The sequence below is a fragment of the Hymenobacter bucti genome (assembly GCF_042681145.1).
Lineage (GTDB): Bacteria > Bacteroidota > Bacteroidia > Cytophagales > Hymenobacteraceae > Hymenobacter > Hymenobacter bucti.
Map to the genome: position 1 here is coordinate 1,014,691 of NZ_JBHUFD010000018.1, position 13,276 is coordinate 1,027,966.

General features: G+C 59.7%; 14 protein-coding genes. 7 read left to right on the top strand and 7 right to left on the bottom strand.

What is annotated here, in order from left to right:
- Nucleotides 1-45 precede the first annotated feature (45 nt).
- Nucleotides 46-327 (bottom strand): DUF427 domain-containing protein, encoded by a 282-nt coding sequence (locus tag ACFSDX_RS23290; RefSeq protein ID WP_382318002.1) that lies wholly within the window; start codon nt 325-327, stop codon nt 46-48.
- Nucleotides 328-470: 143 nt separating this feature from the next.
- On the opposite strand from ACFSDX_RS23290, the gene ACFSDX_RS23295 reads away from it, so the two are divergent.
- The 6 genes from ACFSDX_RS23295 to ACFSDX_RS23320 all read left to right on the top strand — a co-directional run bounded on the left by ACFSDX_RS23295 (nt 471) and on the right by ACFSDX_RS23320 (nt 6,714).
- Entirely contained in the window at nt 471-1,580 is a 1,110-nt protein-coding gene (locus ACFSDX_RS23295) for a vWA domain-containing protein (RefSeq protein ID WP_382318004.1), read from the top strand.
- Between the two features lie 123 nt (nt 1,581-1,703).
- Nucleotides 1,704-1,880: a hypothetical protein gene (locus tag ACFSDX_RS23300; RefSeq protein WP_382318006.1), complete on the top strand. Its 177-nt coding sequence runs from the start codon at nt 1,704-1,706 to the stop codon at nt 1,878-1,880.
- 386 nt (nt 1,881-2,266) lie between these two features.
- Nucleotides 2,267-3,214 carry a hypothetical protein gene (locus ACFSDX_RS23305; RefSeq protein WP_382318008.1) on the top strand — a complete coding sequence of 316 codons (948 nt, stop codon included), beginning with the start codon at nt 2,267-2,269 and terminating at the stop codon, nt 3,212-3,214.
- Nucleotides 3,215-3,348: 134 nt separating this feature from the next.
- Nucleotides 3,349-4,872 carry a sigma 54-interacting transcriptional regulator gene (locus tag ACFSDX_RS23310; RefSeq protein WP_382318010.1) on the top strand — a complete coding sequence of 508 codons (1,524 nt, stop codon included), beginning with the start codon at nt 3,349-3,351 and terminating at the stop codon, nt 4,870-4,872.
- 92 nt (nt 4,873-4,964) lie between these two features.
- Nucleotides 4,965-6,077: an AAA family ATPase gene (locus ACFSDX_RS23315; RefSeq protein ID WP_382318012.1), complete on the top strand. Its 1,113-nt coding sequence runs from the start codon at nt 4,965-4,967 to the stop codon at nt 6,075-6,077.
- Nucleotides 6,061-6,714 (top strand): hypothetical protein, encoded by a 654-nt coding sequence (locus ACFSDX_RS23320; protein ID WP_382318014.1) that lies wholly within the window; start codon nt 6,061-6,063, stop codon nt 6,712-6,714. The genes ACFSDX_RS23315 and ACFSDX_RS23320 overlap by 17 nt, the downstream gene beginning before the upstream one ends.
- 62 nt (nt 6,715-6,776) lie before the next feature.
- On the opposite strand, the gene ACFSDX_RS23325 is transcribed toward ACFSDX_RS23320, so the two are convergent.
- Nucleotides 6,777-7,238: a peptidylprolyl isomerase gene (locus ACFSDX_RS23325; protein ID WP_382318016.1), complete on the bottom strand. Its 462-nt coding sequence runs from the start codon at nt 7,236-7,238 to the stop codon at nt 6,777-6,779.
- Between the two features lie 177 nt (nt 7,239-7,415).
- Between ACFSDX_RS23325 and ACFSDX_RS23330 the strand changes: the two genes are divergently transcribed.
- Nucleotides 7,416-8,054 (top strand): fasciclin domain-containing protein, encoded by a 639-nt coding sequence (locus ACFSDX_RS23330; RefSeq protein ID WP_382318018.1) that lies wholly within the window; start codon nt 7,416-7,418, stop codon nt 8,052-8,054.
- 80 nt (nt 8,055-8,134) lie between these two features.
- Here ACFSDX_RS23330 and ACFSDX_RS23335 read toward each other — a convergent pair whose 3' ends face one another.
- From ACFSDX_RS23335 to ACFSDX_RS23355, 5 genes are all read right to left on the bottom strand, one after another.
- Nucleotides 8,135-9,019 carry an NAD(P)-dependent oxidoreductase gene (locus tag ACFSDX_RS23335; RefSeq protein ID WP_382318019.1) on the bottom strand — a complete coding sequence of 295 codons (885 nt, stop codon included), beginning with the start codon at nt 9,017-9,019 and terminating at the stop codon, nt 8,135-8,137.
- A gap of 43 nt (nt 9,020-9,062) precedes the next feature.
- Nucleotides 9,063-10,577, bottom strand: coding sequence for a hypothetical protein (locus ACFSDX_RS23340; protein WP_382318021.1), 1,515 nt, complete (start codon nt 10,575-10,577; stop codon nt 9,063-9,065).
- Nucleotides 10,578-10,676: 99 nt separating this feature from the next.
- Nucleotides 10,677-11,603: a ribosome small subunit-dependent GTPase A gene (gene rsgA / locus ACFSDX_RS23345; protein ID WP_382318023.1), complete on the bottom strand. Its 927-nt coding sequence runs from the start codon at nt 11,601-11,603 to the stop codon at nt 10,677-10,679.
- Nucleotides 11,604-11,621: 18 nt separating this feature from the next.
- Nucleotides 11,622-11,978, bottom strand: a complete 357-nt coding sequence (locus ACFSDX_RS23350; protein ID WP_382318025.1) for a four helix bundle protein — start codon at nt 11,976-11,978, stop codon at nt 11,622-11,624.
- Nucleotides 11,979-11,983: 5 nt separating this feature from the next.
- The gene (locus ACFSDX_RS23355; RefSeq protein ID WP_382318028.1) at nt 11,984-13,228 is read right to left on the bottom strand and encodes a 3-deoxy-D-manno-octulosonic acid transferase; all 1,245 of its coding nucleotides are present in this window, start codon (nt 13,226-13,228) and stop codon (nt 11,984-11,986) included.
- Between the last annotated feature and the right edge of the window lie 48 nt (nt 13,229-13,276).

Here is a 13,276-nt window from a genome sequence, read left to right on the forward strand (position 1 = left end):
GTTGCTCGAAGCAGCCGGCGCTTTTTTTAATGGGGGCATCCAGGGTTACTTCTCAATCTTCACGCCCTTCCAAAAAGCCACCCGGCCTTTGATGTGCTGCGCGGCGGGGCTGGTTTCGGGGTAGTACCAGGCGGCGTCTTTGTTAAGGTCGCCGGCTACGCGCAGCGAATAGTAGCTGGCGCGGCCTTTCCAGGGGCAGCTGGTGTGGGCAATGCTGTCCTCGAAAAACTCCTTTTTGAGTGAGTCAGCCGGAAAATAGTGGTTGTTTTCGACCACCACCGTGTCGTCGCTCTCGGCCACGACGGTGTTGTTCCAAATAGCTTTCATAGGCAGAACGCAAGCCGAAGCTTGCCGGAGAATGATAGGAAAAAGAAGGGCCGGCGCCGAGCCTAAACGGGCGCCGGGCGCTTCATATTGAACATTGCCGCGGCGGCGCTTGTTTTCGTAGCCTATACGTTACCACCACTTCTATGGCTCTCGGCGTTCGCTTTCGTGATTTTGTGCCCGATGAAAACTCGGGCGATAAAGGCTTTGAGCAGCTGCTCAAGCTGTTTATGCAATTGATTACCATCACCAGCGGTGATGTGGGGGAGGCGTTGCAGTGGCTCAACGAGCTCGACAAGCAGTACGGCGTCACCGACGACAACTACGGCATGGGCAACTTCATCGAGGACCTGAAGAAAAAAGGCTACATCGATGAAAACGAGCAGGAGCGCGGTGAGCTGAAAATCACGCCTAAGACCGAGCAGAAAATTCGGAAGTCGGCGCTGGAAGAGATTTTTGGCAAGCTCAAGAAGAGCAGCACCGGCAACCACCGCACGCCCCAAACCGGGCAGGGCGATGAGCAAAGCACCGACCTGCGCGAGTTCCGCTTCGGCGACTCGCTTGAGCAGATTCAGATGACCGAGTCCATCCGCAATGCCCAACTCAACCACGGCATGGAAGGCGACGGCTTTATGCTGACCGAGGGCGACCTCGAAGTGCGCGAAAACGAGCATAAGTCGCAGACCAGCACGGTGCTGATGATAGATATCTCGCACTCGATGATACTCTACGGCGAAGACCGCATCACGCCCGCCAAAAAAGTGGCCATGGCCCTGGCCGAGCTGGTGAAGCAGAAGTACCCCAAGGATACGCTCGACGTTATCGTGTTTGGCAACGACGCCTGGCAGATTGAGGTGAAAGACTTGCCTTACCTGCAGGTAGGCCCCTACCACACCAACACCGTGGCCGGCCTGGAGCTGGCCATGGACCTGCTGCGCAAGCGCAAAACGCCTAACAAGCAGATATTTATGATAACGGACGGCAAGCCCACTTGCCTGAAGGAGGCCGGTGGCTACTACAAAAACTCGTTCGGGCTCGACCGCAAGGTGGTCAACAAGACCCTGAACCTGGCCGCCGCCGCCCGCCGCATCAAGATTCCGATTACCACTTTCATGATTACCTCTGACCCGTACTTGCAGAAGTTCGTGGAGGAGTTCACGGAAGTTAATCAGGGCAAAGCTTATTATTCGGGTCTGAAGGGCCTAGGGCACCTGGTATTCGAAGACTACAAGAAGAATCGGCGCAAGTCGCTGTGATGCAGCTTAATAAATAGACGGGCTACAGGCTTTGCCGAGCCAAAAAGGGCAGCTTTCTGAATTAGGAAGCTGCCCTTTTCGGCTCTCATAACGATTGCCAGTTATATAATATAACTACCTCACGTGCCGCCACCGTGCACTACTTGCTCGTGGTGCTGGGGTAGCTGGCTCCTGCGGCTGCTACCCACGCTGGCGCCTGAGACGGTGCAGCTAGTGCAGGCCGCCATGCTGCAAGTGCCCGAGGCCCTAGGCTGCCCGGTGTGCCAGCAGGAGCTGCTTGCCGCCGTCACCCTAGCGTAATGGCTTGCCCGCAAGCCCTACTCGCTGGCATTTGTTTGGTGTGGCTGACATCGGCCGCGGGAGTAGCTACTCAGCGCTTCGCGTGCCAGATAAGCCACCGCCCGTTGACTTAGCAAAAGGAGGCTGCGTTAGCTGGCGCGGCCTCCTTTTGTTAAGACAACAGGCGGTGCTTGTTAATCCTTGCCCGCTAGTCTATTAGACCGGATGTGGGCCGGCTAGAATATAGTCGGCGCCTGTGAAAACTACTAGCAATGCAATTATATACTGAAATAACAACTTTATATTTAGGCAATAATCTCTTTCTTTCTCCCGCCCCTATGCGAAACATATCCTTACTCGCGCGTTTAGGCATCTTGCTTGTCGCGATAGGCGCACTATACTTTATAGTGCTCTCTTTTGACAGCAACCCAGATTCGGCAGTTAGCTCCTGGGCCGAGACCGCGCCCCGCAACGCGCCGCCGAAGGCAGAAGTAGCGAAACCAGAAGCAGCTAAACCAACTGCGGCCGCCGCCGCCCTTAATGGCCGGCCCGCTTTCAACTACCCCGCTCCCAAGCCCGTGGGCGGCAAAATGCGGGGCGTGGTGGAGCTAGGGGCCAGCGGCTTCAACTCCTTTATTGTGCGCACCGACGCCGAGCGCAACTGGGAGCTTCAAAAGGCAGAGTTTGATAACAGCCTGCTGATGGAAAATCTGGTTTCTGATGAAGAAATCCGGCGGGGGCTGCGCGCCTACATCGCCAATATGCTGGATTATGGCGTGGCGGGCAAGGATATTCACTTCGTAGTAAGCTCGGGGGCGCTGAAAATGGCCGCCGCTCACCGCATTGCCAAAGAGCTAACCCAGATGGGCTACGTGGTAAACCGCATGACCCCCGAAAAAGAAGCGGCCCTGGGCCTAAGCGTGGCCCTGCCGGCGCCCTTCAGCGAGCGGGCTTTCGTGGTGGATATTGGGTCGGGCGGCACCGAAATTTCGTGGCTGGTCGATGGCAAAGCCCAGTCCGTGAACACGTTCGGCTCGAAATACTTCGAGTACGGCGCCGACCCGGCGGTAGTGGCCAGCGAGGTGAAAGCCAAGGCCCAGCAGGTGCCCGCTAAGCTGCGGCAAACCTGCTTTATTATCGGCGGCGTGCCCTACGAAATGGCCAAGCAGGTGCGCCAGGGCAAGGAGCGCTACACCGTGCTCGATGCCCCCGATGCCTACCAGTTCGACAAAGCCAAATCCAAGGCGGGGCTGGTGATTTACCGCTCCTTGGTCGAAGCTACTGGCTGCAAGCAGTTTGTGTTCGACTGGGACGCCAATTTTACAATTGGCTATCTGCTGTCGCTGCCGCAGTAAGGCGCTACCGGCCACCCAGGCCGTAGCGGGCGCCCCGCTGCCAGGCCGATAGCCGCCGGCGGGGCACCTAGGCCGCTGCTAATTCCGCGGCGGCTAGGCTGAACCTCAAGCCCCCTTAGCGGGTTTAAGGGGTAATGACACACGACGCCATCCGCACCCTGGGCCAACTGCGCGCCAGTGGCTACAAGCCCCGCTCCGTGAAAGAGGAACTGCGGGACAACCTCATCCAGAAACTTCGTAATAAAGAAGACGTTTTCCCCGGCATCTTTGGCTACGACGAAACCGTAATTCCCGAGTTGCAGCGCGCCATTCTGGCCGGGCATCACATCAACCTCCTAGGCTTGCGCGGGCAGGCCAAAACCCGCATTGCGCGCCTGCTCATCAACCTGCTTGATGAGCACGTGCCGGTGGTGGAAGGCTCGGAGCTCAACGACGACCCGTTGCAGCCGCTGTCGGTATTTGCCCGCAACCTCATCGCCGAAAAAGACGACGACACGCCCGTGGCCTGGTGGCCCCGCGCCGACCGCTACACCGAGAAGCTGGCTACGCCCGACGTGACGGTGGCCGACCTTATCGGCGACGCCGACCCCATCAAGGCCGCCACGCTCAAGCTGCCCTACAGCGATGAGCGCGTAATTCACTTCGGCCTGATACCTAGGGCGCACCGCGGCATTTTCGTTATCAACGAGCTGCCCGACTTGCAGGCTCGCATTCAGGTGTCGCTGTTTAACATCCTGCAGGAAGGCGACATCCAGATTCGTGGTTTTAAAGTGCGCTTGCCCCTGGATATCCAGTTCGTGTTCACGGCCAACCCCGAGGACTACACCAACCGCGGCAGCATCGTGACGCCCCTCAAGGACCGTATCGACGCCCAGATTATCACGCACTACCCCAAGTCGATTGAAATCGGTAAGCGCATTACCAAGCAGGAAGCCCGCATTAAAGAGGTGCAGAAGGGCATGGTAACGACCAACGAAATCATCCACGACCTCGTGGAGCAGGTGGCCGTAGAGGCCCGCGCCTCCGAGTTTGTGGATGCCAAGTCGGGCGTGTCGGCTCGCCTCACCATCTCGGCTTACGAGCAGGTGGTTGCCGGCGCCGAGCGCCGAGCGCTCATCAACGGTGAGAAGAACACCTACGTGCGCGTGGCCGACTTCATCTCGGCCGTGCCCGCCATCACGGGCAAGGTCGAGTTGGTGTACGAAGGCGAGCAGGAAGGCGCGGGTATCGTGGCCGAAAAGCTCATGGGCAAAGCCATCCGCACGCTGTTCCTGAACTATTTCCCCGACCCCGACAAGTCGAAGAAGCTTAAAAACCGCCCCTCGCCCTACAAAGCAATACAGGAGTGGTTCGGCAACGGCAACACGCTGGACATCCTGCACGATGCCCACGTGAATGACTACCGCACCGCCCTGGATAAGGTGCCCGGCCTGCGCGACATAGTAAAGGAGCTACACCCCAAGGAGGACGCTGACACCACGTACTTCCTCATGGAGTTCTTGCTGCACGGCCTGGCCGAGCACTCGCTCATCTCGCGCAACCGCCTCACCGCCGGCGCGCAGTTCAAGGACCTGCTCTCGTCGATGTTCACCATGCCGACCTTCGGCGAGGATGACGACGAGGACGAAGAAGAGCAGAAGCCCCGCAAGCGCCGCTAGGCCGTAGCGTGGACTCTGCGAGTCCGCGAATAAGTAGCAAAAAAGCCCCGCGTACCAAAAGGTGCGCGGGGCTTTTTACGTAGCTTCGTTACATGCTAAAGCGCCTGCACCTCCGCAATTTTACCGTCTTCGCCGATGCCGAATTTGAGTTTGGCGACGGGCTAAACGTGCTTGTGGGCACGAATGGTACGGGGAAAACGCATGTGCTGAAGGCGGGGTATGCAGCGAAAATAGCTCAAAATGATGCAAGCAGCTTTCTTGAATCAGCTGCGGCAGCGAATATGCCAGACTTTGAATTAAGAGACACAACAGCTTGGATTCTTAGCCTTAGACAAGCACTACAAGACGTTTTTCTACTTTACGAAGGCATAGATTCGATTGTTAAGCGAGGAGCTAAAAAGGCTGATATTAATGTTTCTTTTGATTCTTTCGCAGATAAAGCTTCATTTCAAATCAAATCAAAAGATATAATATCTGGTCAAACTGGCAGTATCGTTATGAATAGCGAAGGGGTACCATTGACTCAAGCAATGGGTAGTCCACGCTTCGTCTTGATTCCAGCTAAAGAAGTGCTGACACTGGGATGGCTACCAGCAGTTTATGACCGTTATCAAAAAGGTGATATACGTATCGACAGGACATATCCCGATGTGATACGATTATTGCTGGGACCATCTTTAAGGCATCCTGAACCTGCCTACGTAGTAGAAAATTTAGTTAAACTTATCGGCGGCAAAGTCGAAGAAGACGGCGGGCGTTTTTACCTCGCTACACCCGAACAGTCACGTTTGGAAATGAACCTCGTAGCAGAGGGAATGCGCAAATTTGCCACGCTCTATAAGCTACTCGCCAACGGCACCCTCACGCCGGAAACAACCCTATTTTGGGATGAGCCGGAGGCTAACCTGAACCCGGCGCTGCTCAAGGAAATGGCGGTGATATTAACCGACCTAGGGCAAGCGGGCTTTCAGATTATTCTGGCTACACATAGCTTATTCTTAATGCGCGAGCTGCATATTCTGGCGCAGCAAAAAAAGAAGCCGGTGCGCTATTTTGGGCTGTACAAGGGTGAAGAAGGTGACGTGCGGGTTGAGCGCCAGGATGATTTGATGCAATTACAGCACATCACAGCGCTGGATGCTGAGCTGGCGCAAACGTTTGATTTTGAGGCGGCTTTAGACGAAGAATATGCCGGTGATAATTGAGGGTAAGCACCAATTCGAATTCCCCGATGCCGATGGCTGGTACGCCTTTAAATACGATGAGATTGATGCGGCTAAGTCTGGTTTTTACCGCGAGCGCATCGAAACCATTAAGTGGAAAGGGGAGGATGATAAGCTCGACGAAGACGGTAAGCTAAGAGAATGCGGTAAGCCTGACGAAGGGCTTAAAGGCGTGGATATTGTGGCGGGTATTCGCCCGGTAATGGATGACCTGACTCTACTGGAAGTAAAGGATTTTCGGGAGGACGAGCCGGGGCTGCGGGCGAAGGTGAGAACCGGAGAAATACCAACGGAAATCCTGCTGAAAGCTATACATACCTGGGGTGCTCTCTGCCTGGGAGCCCGCCACGGCGACGGTCTGCTACTGCCCGACCTACGAGCGGCCATTCTGCGCCCACCCGCGCAGTTGCGAGTGGTGCTTTTTCTGGCCCAAACGCCCATTCGCCAGTCGCCCAACGAGCGCGATACCCGTCAAAAAGAGGATGCGCGGCGCAAACAGCGGCTGGGCATTCTGACAAAAATGCAGAATCATTTGAAGCCCCTAGGTATCAAAAGCCACTTAGCTGATATGGGCGACCTGCCCGCCCGCTGTGGCTGGACCGTGACGGAGCTACCGTAAAATAGCCAAAAAGGCCGCTTCAGATGCTCTGAAGCGGCCTTTTCATATCTGCTAATGCAGGCTTATTCCTCGTCCTTCACCACAATCTTGGTGATTTCGTCGTTGCCGCGAATCTGGTCAATGACCTCGTCGCCTTCCACTACCTTGCCAAATACCGTGTGCACGCGGTCGAGGTGAGCGGTGTTCTGGCGGTCGTGGACGATGAAAAACTGCGAGCCGCCGGTGTCTTTGCCGGCGTGGGCCATGCTAAGCACGCCGCGCTCGTGGTGCTGGTGGCCACCGCTGGTTTCGCACTTGATTTTGTAGCCGGGGCCGCCGGTGCCGGGTTGGCCTTTGGCGCCGGGCTTGGTGTTGGGGTCGCCGCCCTGAATCATGAAATTCGGGATGACGCGGTGAAACTTGGTGCCGTCGTAGAAGCCTTTGCTGGCCAGGTCAAGAAAATTCTTAACGGTGTTGGGCGCGTCTTGCTCGTAGAACTCGACTTTCATGACGCCCTTGGGCGTGTGGATCTCGGCAGTTTTCATGCGGGGTGGGGGTATTACTAAAAGGAGCCAGCTACTGCGCTGGCCCGGCAAAGGTAAAAAACGGCGCGCCGGCCCTAGGGTTTACATAACCTTGCGGGGCAGCCTTTGCGTAAGGCAAGTAAGCTGCGGTCGACCTTACTTGTGGGCCGCCCGGTATCTCTCCCCAAAATCCTTTTTATGAACAACTTATTCCGCCACCTGCCCGCTACGGCACTGGCTGCGCTGCTGCTAACCTCGTGCGGCGGCACCGACCAAAAAGAAACTCCTACCGCCGAAGAAGCTGCCGCTAACAAAGCCGTGTCCGACTCGGCCGCCATGCCCACCGACTCGCTACGCATGGCCAAGCCCGGTGGGGTAATGGTGGATGGCGTGGCCATGACGGCCGACAAAGACATCGTGGACAACGCCGCCCAGGCCAAGAGCGTGAGCACGCTCGTGAAGCTGGTAAAAGACGCTGGCCTCGTTGAAACGCTGAAGGGCACCGGTCCTTTCACCGTGTTCGCACCCACCAACGCGGCCTTCGACAAGCTGCCCAAGGCCGCCCTAGCCGCCCTCACCGACGAAGCCAGCAAGGCCAAGCTCAAAGGCGTGCTGACCTACCACGTGATACCGGGCCGCATTTTGGCCGCCGATATCAAGGATGGCCAGGAGCTGACTACCGTGAATGGCGCGAAGCTGCGCTTCACCGTAAAGGACGGTAAAGTAATGGTTAGCAATGGTAAAGATGCCCCCGCTACGGTGCAGATTGCCGACGTGATTTCCAAGAACGGCGTTACCCACGTCATTGACGGCGTAGTGCTGCCAACGGCCAAGTAGTAATAGGTAATGGGCGTAATGGGTAATTTGAGTAATACTGTTCGGTATTACTCAAATTACCCATTACGCCCATTACCTATTTACAAGCCCGCGTCTTCCGATACGCGTTTGGCGAAGCTGGCCCAGTCTACATCGGGCTCACCCAGGGCCACGGTGGCGGTAAGGCGGTCGCGAATGATGTTAGCGAAGGGCATGGGCACCTCGTTTTTGTAAGCTTCCTGCACCACTAGGTTCATATCCTTGCGGATAATGGCGGGCGGCGCGCCCACCGGCTGGTAGTGCTGCTCGGCAATGAGCTTGCCGTAGCCCTTGTAAACGGGGGTGTTGAAGATGGTGCTGGTAAGCATCTCGTAGAAGCCCACGCGGTCCAGCCCGCACTTTTCGGCTAGGGTCAGCGCCTCGGCCATGCCTTCTATTACGGTGCCTAGGAGGAAGTTGCCGCAGAGCTTGGCCACGCTGGCCGCGCCGGGGTCGTCGCCAAAATCGTGGGTGCCCTGGCCAATGGCCTCCTGCGCCGGCTTGAGCCGTTCGCGCGCTTCGGCGGGGCCCGAGGAGCCGACCCAGAGCTTGCCAGCGGCGGCCACATCGGGCTTGCCAAATACGGGCGAGGCCACCAGGAAGGAGCCGTGGGCAGCGTGGGCCTCGGCCAGGCGGCGGGTGGTATCGGGCGCTACGGTGCTGCACGAGGCGTGGATGGCCCCGGGCTTCAGGGCGTTGAGGAAGCCATCGGGGCCGGTGGTTATTTCTTCGAGGGCCTTGTCATCAGTCAGCATCGTAAACACGATGTCGGCCTCGCGCACGGCTTCGGCGGGGGTGGCGGCTACGGTGGCGCCCTGCTGGCGCAGGGGCTCCGCTTTTTCGGCGGTGCGGTTGTAAACGGTGAGCGGGAAACCGGCTTTGAGCAGGTTGGCGGCCATGGCGGCGCCCATGCTACCTAGGCCCAGAAAGGCAATTTTATCAGCCATTGAAAAGTAGAAAAAGCTTGAAATGGCTGCGTATACGCGGAAACTAGGGCGCGGGGCTAGCCGCCGCCGAATCGGCGGGCGCCGACCTAGGCGGCTCAGTGCCCGAGGTAGCACTGTCGATGCGCTCCGGGGCCGCCTCAGCCTGCCGGGCCGCCGCGTGCTCGGCGCCGGCGGCCTCTGCTCCGCGCACCAGGGTCGTATCGGCCATGGCCAAGGGTACGTGGGCCACGCTATCGTAGATAATAATGGGTTGCGGCGCCTGGGTTTCTGCCTCTGGCGCGTCCTCCCGCGCCGGGCGAACCTGCGTGGTGGTGAGCGGCCGGGTTTGGGCTGGGTGCAGCCAGCGCACAACACTCCAGCCGCCTGCCCCCGTTATGGCCAGCGCCAGCGCTACCAGCCCCCAGCGCTCGGCCTGCTGCAAGCGCCGGTATACTACCCTAGGCGCCGCCGGGCGGGGCGCGGATAGCCTAGGCACCGGGGCCGGCGTGCTCGCAAGCCAAGCCGGTGCCGCCGGCACCGGTTTGCGCACCTGCTCACTAAGCTGCTCTAGCTGCCGCAGGCGGGCGTCCAGCTCCTGGTTGCGGGCGGCCAGTTCGGTGCGGGCCGTGCGCAAGGCTTCTTCCAGCGCTGCCTGGGCGCGTTGCTCGGCCTGGCGCTCGGCGGCTGGCTGGCCGGCCTGGGCTAGCTGCTGGCGTAGCTGGGCCAGCTCCTGCGTGCGGCTGGCCTCGCGGGCGGCGGCCTCCTGGCGCTGCTGCGCCAGCTCGGCCAGCAGCTCCTGGCGCAGCTGGTGCAGGCGAGCCTGCTCCTGCTGGTCGCGCAGGTGCTGGTCGGGGAGGGGGGCGGCCTCGCCGTAGGGCGGGTCGGCCGGAATATCATCGGCCCCCAGCCAGCTCCAAAGCTGCCGCAGCTTCTGCGTGAGGTACAAGGGTAAGCCTGCAAACGGACTTTCGGGCGCGCCCTGCTCGTGCGCCACGTAGGGGTCGCGGGCTAGGTATTCGCCCCAGTCCAGTAGCTCGTTTTCGTTCAGGGCAGCGAGTTCGGCAGCCACCGGCTGGCGCAAGCGGGCGGGGAGCTGCTCGGCTCCGCCTACTAGTTGAAAATCAGTGGCCGCGTGGTGGTGCAGCTGCGCCTCCACCCCCGGCCCGAAGGTTAGCGGCGCCTCAAACAAGGCCACGCCCAGGCAAGGCGGCAATTCCTCTTCGGGCAAGCCTAGGTGCTCGCTCAGCCAGGCCAGCGCCCCCGGCAGCTGTTGCTGGTACTGCGCAAACGGGTTGTCGGCTCCCTCGCGGCTGGGCAGCGGCAGCCCATCGAACTGCCAGGGGCCGTGGGCTAGCGCCTCCAGGGTCAGCTGCCCGGCGCGGGGCGTCAGCACCGCCAGCACCAGGCTGGTGGGCCGCACAATGAGCATATCCGCCACAAGGGACGAAAACGCCCCTAGGTTGCCCAGCAGCACGGTGGCCGGGGCATTGGCCTCCGCTTGCAGAGCGGCTAGCACGGCCTCGTACTGCCGCTGGCGACCGGCATCGCCGAAGGGCACGGGTAGAACGCTGACGAGCATGGTGGGGAATTAAGAGTTAAGGGTTAAGAGTTGCTGCGTAGTGATGAGGCTGACTTATTAGTAGAGGTCATTAAACTCTTAACTCATCACTCTTAACTCCTAGTGCCGGTTGTCCTCGTCGGCCAGCATGCTGAGGTAGCTCTCGTAGCGCGGTACGGCTAGCTTGCCCTGGTCCACGGCCTCGATTACGGCGCAGCCGGGCTCGTGCACGTGGCGGCAGTTGTGGTAGCGGCACTGGTTGAGCAGGGCGCGCATCTCGGGGAAGTAGCCGGCCAGCTCGGCGGCGGGCACGTCTACCAGCCCCAGCTCCTTGATGCCGGGCGTGTCGATGAGGTAGGTGCCGGGCACGATTTCCAGCATTTCGGCGAAGGTGGTGGTGTGCTTGCCCTTGTCAGAAAACGCGCTGATTTCGGCCGTTTTCAGGTCTAGGTCGGGTACCAGCTCGTTGATGAGGGTGCTTTTACCCACGCCCGAGTGGCCCGAGAGCAGCGACACCTTATTGGGTAGCAGCGAAGCCACGGCGGCCACGTTGTCGCCGGTTTCGGCCGAGCACAGCACGCTGGGGTAGCCCACGCTGGCGTACATGCCGGCTATCTGGCGCTGGTAGTCGAGCGTGTCTTCGTCGTAGAGGTCGGCCTTGTTGAAGATGAGCAGCGCCGGCAAATGGTATGCCTCGGCCGTGACCAGAAAGCGGTCGATAAAGCCAAACGAGGTGGCCGGCGACACCAGCGTGACCACCAGCAGGGCCTGGTCGAGGTTGGCCGCCACAATGTGGGCGTGCTCGCTCTTGTGCACCGAGCGCCGGATGATATAGTTGCGCCGCGGCGCGATGGTATGAATCACGCCCGCGCCCTCCGACTGCTCGGGTAGGTCAAACTCCACGCCATCGCCCACGGCCAGCGGGTTGCTCACCTTCAGGCCTTTATTCTTGAATTTGCCCCGCAGGCGGCAGCGATAGAGCGCGCCCGTGGCGGGGTTGCGCACCACGTACCACGAGCCGGTAGATTTGACGACAACGCCGGTCACTGAGTTAAGAGTTAAGAGTTAAGAGTTATCTCGGGCAGTGCGGACGATGGCACTTAGCATTCGGCGGAGCTCTTCAGCTTCCATTAATAAGGAATCAGCTAGGCGCGGTTCCAGGCAATCTGTTTGTTTTAGTAGGCGTAGCCAATAATGGATTTCCCTTGCCTCCTTATAGGCAATACTGCACTTAGCAATAAAATCACGCTTTGAAATTCCACCAGTAGCTTCCTCCAGATTAGCACCTATGGAAGTACCGCTACGTAGCAGCTGGTCTGCCAAAGAGCGAGGCTGCCCGTTGGCCAGTAGGTGTTTGTATAGTCGTACCATTCGTTGAGCGAACAGAAAGATTTTGTACAATACTGTTCTCTCCTCTTGCATAACTCTTAACTCATAACTCTTAACTCTTTCAAGATGCGCCCCGTGGCCCCCGCGTGCTGGTGCACGTAGTCGAGGCTTACGTCCTGCACTTTGAGGCGAGCATCTTCATTGTAATACAACCGGTCGAAGGCCAGTTCCAACTCGTGGGCCGAGTGGGCCGGAAAAGCGCACCCTAAGTCTACCAGCGCCACGGCTTCCTGAAACCGCTCGTAGCGCGGCCCAAAAAACACCGGCATCCCAAAGGCCGCCGCTTCCAGCGTATTGTGCAGGCCCGCCCCGAAGGCCCCGCCCACGTAGGCAAACCGCCCGAAGCGGTAGAGCTGGCTCAGCAGCCCCACATTATCAATGAGCAGCAGCCGCGCCTCAGCCACGGTGGCGGGCGTGGCCCGCGAGTAGCGCACCGTGAGGCCCGGCATGGCGGCCTCTACCTCCAGCAGGTGCGCCTCGCTCACCTCGTGCGGCGCCACGATAAAGCGCATGGTGCGGGCGTGCTTGCGCATCAGCGGGGCCAGGGCGGGCAGGTCTTCGGGCCAGGTGCTGCCGGCCACCAGCACGGGCGCGCCATCGGCCACGAAGGCCTCGACCAGCGGCAGCGACCTGGGTGGCGCGGCCGCGGTGGCCGCCACGGTGTCGAAGCGCGTGTCGCCGGCCACGCCCACCCGCGTCAGCCCAATGCCGCGCAGCAGCTCGGCCGAGGCTTCATTTTGAGTGAAGATGTAGCTGAGCTGGCTTAGAATCTCCCGAAAAAAGCCGCCCCAGGGCCGGAAGAAGACTTGGCTAGGCCGAAAAATAGCCGCCACCACCACCGCCGGAATGCCTTGCGCGCGCAACTCGCGGAGGTAGTAGTACCAAAACTCGTACTTCACGAACACGGCCAGCGCGGGCCGCACCGCCGCCACAAACTGCCGGGCGTGCTCGGCCGTATCGAGCGGCAGGTAGAACACGTAGTCGGCGCCCGCCCAACTCTTGCGCACCTCGTAGCCCGAGGGCGAGAAGAACGTCAGCACAATTTTGTGGCCGGGATACTGCCGCCGCAGCCCCTCGATGAGGGGCCGGCCCTGCTCAAACTCGCCCAGCGAGGCGCAGTGCACCCACAGGCGCGGCGCGGTTTCGGCCCCTAGGGCCTCGGCAATGCGCGGTAGCAAGCCTTGCCGGCCGGCTACCCAGGCCGCTGCCTTGGGGTTGAAAGGAGCTACCAGCCGCAGCAGCAGCGCATAAAGGGCTAGGCCCAGGGAATACAGGAAACGCAAAAACAACAGCCCCGCCCGGCATCAGGCCGGGCGGGGCTGCAAAATTAA

Bases quoted from the DNA above. Each gene is read 5' to 3' on its own strand.
- ACFSDX_RS23350 (WP_382318025.1), bottom strand. From the start codon at position 11,978: ATGCAAGAGGAGAGAACAGTATTGTACAAAATCTTTCTGTTCGCTCAA.
- ACFSDX_RS23295 (WP_382318004.1), top strand. From the start codon at position 471: ATGGCTCTCGGCGTTCGCTTTCGTGATTTTGTGCCCGATGAAAACTCG.
- ACFSDX_RS23340 (WP_382318021.1), bottom strand. From the start codon at position 10,577: ATGCTCGTCAGCGTTCTACCCGTGCCCTTCGGCGATGCCGGTCGCCAG.
- ACFSDX_RS23335 (WP_382318019.1), bottom strand. From the start codon at position 9,019: ATGGCTGATAAAATTGCCTTTCTGGGCCTAGGTAGCATGGGCGCCGCC.
- ACFSDX_RS23325 (WP_382318016.1), bottom strand. From the start codon at position 7,238: ATGAAAACTGCCGAGATCCACACGCCCAAGGGCGTCATGAAAGTCGAG.
- ACFSDX_RS23290 (WP_382318002.1), bottom strand. From the start codon at position 327: ATGAAAGCTATTTGGAACAACACCGTCGTGGCCGAGAGCGACGACACG.
- ACFSDX_RS23315 (WP_382318012.1), top strand. From the start codon at position 4,965: ATGCTAAAGCGCCTGCACCTCCGCAATTTTACCGTCTTCGCCGATGCC.
- ACFSDX_RS23310 (WP_382318010.1), top strand. From the start codon at position 3,349: ATGACACACGACGCCATCCGCACCCTGGGCCAACTGCGCGCCAGTGGC.
- ACFSDX_RS23320 (WP_382318014.1), top strand. From the start codon at position 6,061: ATGCCGGTGATAATTGAGGGTAAGCACCAATTCGAATTCCCCGATGCC.
- ACFSDX_RS23330 (WP_382318018.1), top strand. From the start codon at position 7,416: ATGAACAACTTATTCCGCCACCTGCCCGCTACGGCACTGGCTGCGCTG.